At 46.2% G+C, this 2,102-nt stretch carries 1 protein-coding gene; it reads right to left on the bottom strand.

The features are described 5' to 3' along the window. The coding region (locus tag Q0241_RS16110; protein ID WP_299379300.1) for an RNA degradosome polyphosphate kinase at positions 1–2,090 on the bottom strand (2,090 nt) is incomplete at its 3' end. Positions 2,091–2,102 lie beyond the last annotated feature (12 nt).

Below are 2,102 nucleotides of genomic sequence, written 5' to 3'. Positions count from 1 at the left end.
CGCTTTTTACCCATACTCTTTTTAAGCGCCTTACCACGTCCAGATAAGCTGGGGTTCGTCATAAAGAAGTTATGCGCACTGAAACCAACCCCGGCAGGCTCTACTCGTTTAAAAGTTGTATCCGCCTGCATAATCCAGCTCTGGGCTTCATCTTGTAGATTGGCAAACATTACCTGATCCAATACCTGACGCTTTACCGTATCATTTTCGATCGGCACCATCACCTCGACCCGACGATCCAAGTTTCGCGGCATTAAATCTGCCGAGGATATATACACTTTGGCATCTGGTGATGGCAGATCGTGACCATTCCCAAAACAAAAAATACGACTATGTTCCAAGAAGCGTCCGATGACACTGCGTACCTGTATATTTTCTGACAAGCCTGCGATACCCGCCTTCAAACAGCAAATACCCCGGGCCACAATTTCAATTTGTACTCCGGCGTTACTGGCCACATAAAGCGCATCAATAATATCTGTATCAACAAGACTGTTAACCTTGATCCAGATCGCTGCGGGTTTTCCTTCATTGGCGTGTTTTATTTCAGCTGCAATCTCTTTTTTTATCCTCTGGCGCAAGGTATTTGGGGCATATTCCAGCTTCTCCATCTCCTTTGGTGCGGCCGATCCTGTCGTAAAATTAAAAAGACAGGCCGCATCCCGTGCCAGCTCTTCATTACAGGTAAAAAAGCTGAGATCAGTATAGATTTTTGCATTAATCGGGTGGTAGTTGCCCGTTCCAAAATGAACATAGGTTTTCATCCCATCCCCATCACGTCGCACAACCATCGACAACTTGGAATGGGTTTTCAGATCAACAAAGCCGTAAACCACTTGAACACCTGCACGTTCCAGGTCACGAGCCCAACGAATATTGGCTGCCTCGTCAAACCGTGCCTTCAATTCAACCAGCGCGGTAACAGACTTTCCCGCTTCTGCAGCATCAATTAATGCCCGAACAATCGGTGACTGATTTGATGTGCGGTAAAGTGTTTGTTTGATGGCAACAACCTTTGGATCACGCGCAGCCTGTTTCACAAACTGCACCACAACATCAAAACTTTCATAGGGATGATGAACAATAAAATCCTTCGCCCGGATTGCAGCGAAGCAATCCCCCCCAAAGTCCTTGATCCGTTCCGGGAAACGGGGGGTATAGCTTTCAAATAACAATTCATGCCGTGAAGAAACGATCATCTGAGACACATCAGAAATACCCAACATACCCGGCAAAACAAAAACATCATTCTCATTGACAACGTGATGCTTTGTGACAAATGCACGCAAGCTTTCCGGCATTGAAGCATCAACCTGAAGTCTGATCACAGAACCACGACGCCGACGGCGTAACATGGTTTCAAACGTTCGAACCAAGTCTTCCGCTTCCTCGTCGACCTCAACATCAGAATCCCGCAGGATACGGAAAAGACCATTCCCCAAAAGCTCAAAACCCGGGAATAAGGTATCCATAAACATTCGGATAACATTCTCCAAGGCAATGAAACGATCTTGCATACCTGGTAACTTAACAAACCGTTGGATATTGTGAGGAATAGGCACAAGACCGTTAATCAGGTGGTTATCTTGTTGCCTAGAAAGCTCTAGGGCCAGAACCAGTCCCCTATTGGGAATAAAAGGAAACGGGTGGGCAGGATCAACCGCCAAAGGTGTCAGCGCGGGGAAAACCTGGGTCTGAAACCATGACGTCAGCCATTCTTTTTCATCCCCCTTCAACTCATCTGGATTTAAAAGGAAAAGGTTCTTGGATCTAAGCTTTGTAAATACATCTTCTAGCGCAACCTGTTGTTGTTGCATCAAGCGTCCGGCTTGGATAGAAATTTTCTGTAATTGTTCAGCAGGCGTCAAACCGTCCTGACTAAGCTTGGTAACACCCGCAGCAACCTGCCCCATCAACCCCGCCACACGAACCATATAAAATTCGTCAAGATTACTTGCAGAAATTGATGCAAAGCGTAAGCGTTCTAATAGCGGATGTTCCGGATTACTCGCTTCTTCCAGCACTCTAAAATTGAACGCTAGCCACGACAGTTCACGATTAATGAAACGCTTAGGTGATTTTGTAGTCAGCCAATCACAACC

Origin of the sequence: uncultured Kiloniella sp., assembly GCF_937128705.1 — a bacterium.
GTDB lineage: Bacteria > Pseudomonadota > Alphaproteobacteria > Kiloniellales > Kiloniellaceae > Kiloniella.
Note: the sequence above shows the minus strand (reverse complement) of the source record. Positions and strands in the feature narration are given on the sequence as shown.